The 2,224-nt window shown below is 62.9% G+C and carries 2 protein-coding genes; both read left to right on the forward strand.

The window, feature by feature from the left end; translation table 11 throughout:
- Positions 1–93: 93 nt before the first annotated feature.
- A complete protein-coding gene (gene acs / locus A2I95_RS32700) occupies positions 94–2,055 on the forward strand; it encodes an acetate--CoA ligase (protein WP_027259216.1) in 1,962 nt (653 codons plus the stop codon).
- Between the two features lie 7 nt (positions 2,056–2,062).
- On the forward strand, positions 2,063–2,224 hold a 162-nt coding region (locus A2I95_RS32705), incomplete at its 3' end, for a nucleoside monophosphate kinase (RefSeq protein ID WP_291736534.1).

Raw genomic sequence — 2,224 nt, forward strand, 5'->3', positions numbered from 1 at the left:
CCGCGGTATTATCGGTGCCCAGGAGGAAACGGTTTGACAGCCACGGCACAGCGTTGTCGTTTGTCTTGCCAATAAATTCTGGGAGGAAACCGAATGAACGCGCTGCACGCAGACGCTGTCTATCCGCCGTCCGACGAAACCGTTGCCCGCGCGCATGTGACTGCCGCGAAATACCAGGAGATGTATGACGCCTCGCTGACCGACCCGGAAGGGTTCTGGGGCGAACAAGGCAAGCGCATCGACTGGATCAAGCCCTTCACCGAAGTGAAGGACGTGAACTACGGCTTCGGCAATGTCTCGATCAACTGGTACGCCGACGGCACCCTGAACGTCTCCGCCAACTGCATCGACCGCCATCTGGACACACGCGGCGACCAGACCGCGATCATCTGGGAGCCGGACAGCCCGGAAGAAGCGGCGCAGCATATCACCTACAAGGAGCTGCACCGCCGCACCTGCCGGATGGCCAACATCCTGCATGAGATGGGCGTGCGCAAGGGCGACCGGGTGGTGATCTACCTGCCGATGATCCCGGAAGCCGCCTATGCGATGCTGGCCTGCGCCCGCATCGGCGCCATTCATTCCATCGTGTTTGCCGGTTTCTCCCCCGACGCGCTGGCGGCCCGGATCAACGGCTGCGACGCCAAGGTTGTGATCACCGCCGACGAGGCCCCCCGCGGAGGCCGCAAGACGGCGCTGAAGTCGAACGCCGACGCCGCGCTGCTGCACACCAAGGACACGGTGAAATGCCTGGTGGTCAAGCGCACCGGAGGCCAGACCACCTGGGTCGACGGGCGCGACTTTGACTACAACGAAATGGCATTGGAAGCAGAGGATTACTGCGCCCCGGCCGAGATGAACGCCGAAGATCCGCTGTTCATCCTCTACACCTCCGGCTCCACCGGCCAGCCCAAGGGCGTTGTGCATAGCTCCGGCGGCTATCTGGCCTATGCCGCGATGACCCATGAGATCACCTTTGATTACCACGACGGCGACATCTACTGGTGCACCGCGGACGTGGGCTGGGTGACCGGCCACAGCTATATCGTCTACGGGCCCCTGGCCAATGGCGCCACCACGCTGATGTTCGAAGGCGTGCCGACCTACCCCGATGCTTCCCGCTTCTGGCAGGTCTGCGAAAAGCATAAAGTAAACCAGTTCTACACCGCCCCCACCGCGCTGCGCGCACTGATGGGCCAGGGCAACGAATGGGTCGAGAAATGCGACCTGTCCTCCTTGCGCACCCTCGGCACCGTGGGCGAGCCGATCAACCCGGAAGCCTGGAACTGGTACAATGAGGTTGTCGGCAAGGGCAAATGCCCGATTGTCGACACCTGGTGGCAGACCGAAACCGGCGGCCACCTGATGACCCCGCTGCCGGGTGCGCATGCGATGAAGCCCGGTGCCGCAATGAAACCCTTCTTCGGCATCCAGCCGGTGGTTCTGGACCCCCAGTCCGGAGTTGAGATCGAGGGCAATGGCGTCGAAGGGGTGCTGTGCATCAAGGACAGCTGGCCGGGCCAGATGCGCACGGTCTGGGGCGACCATGAGCGGTTTGAGAAGACCTATTTCTCCGACTACAAAGGCTACTATTTCACCGGCGACGGCTGCCGCCGCGATGAAGACGGCGACTACTGGATCACCGGCCGCGTCGATGACGTGATCAACGTCTCCGGCCACCGGATGGGCACAGCTGAGGTCGAAAGCGCATTGGTCGCACACGCCGCCGTGGCCGAGGCTGCCGTGGTTGGCTACCCGCATGAGATCAAGGGCCAGGGCATCTATTGCTATGTGACCCTGATGAACGACCGCGAGCCGTCGGACGAGCTGCTGAAGGAACTGCGCACCTGGGTGCGGACCGAGATCGGCCCGATTGCCTCGCCGGATGTGATCCAATGGGCGCCGGGTCTGCCGAAAACCCGCTCCGGCAAAATCATGCGCCGCATCCTGCGCAAGATCGCCGAGAACGATTTCGGTTCCTTGGGCGATACGTCGACCCTCGCCGATCCGTCGGTGGTAGACGACCTGATCGAAAACCGTGCGAACAAGGGGTGATTGACCGATGAATATGGCAGTATTGACCCGCCCCGCTGTTCTGATCTTGCTGGGTCCTCCGGGGGCCGGCAAGGGCACTCAGGCGCGGATGCTGGAAGAGAAATTCGGCTATGTGCAGCTGTCCACCGGCGACCTGCTGCGCGAGGCCGTTGCGGCGGGCACCCCCCCC

This window comes from Leisingera sp. F5, assembly GCF_001593695.1.

Bases quoted from the DNA above. Each gene is read 5' to 3' on its own strand.
- acs (WP_027259216.1), top strand. From the start codon at position 94: ATGAACGCGCTGCACGCAGACGCTGTCTATCCGCCGTCCGACGAAACC.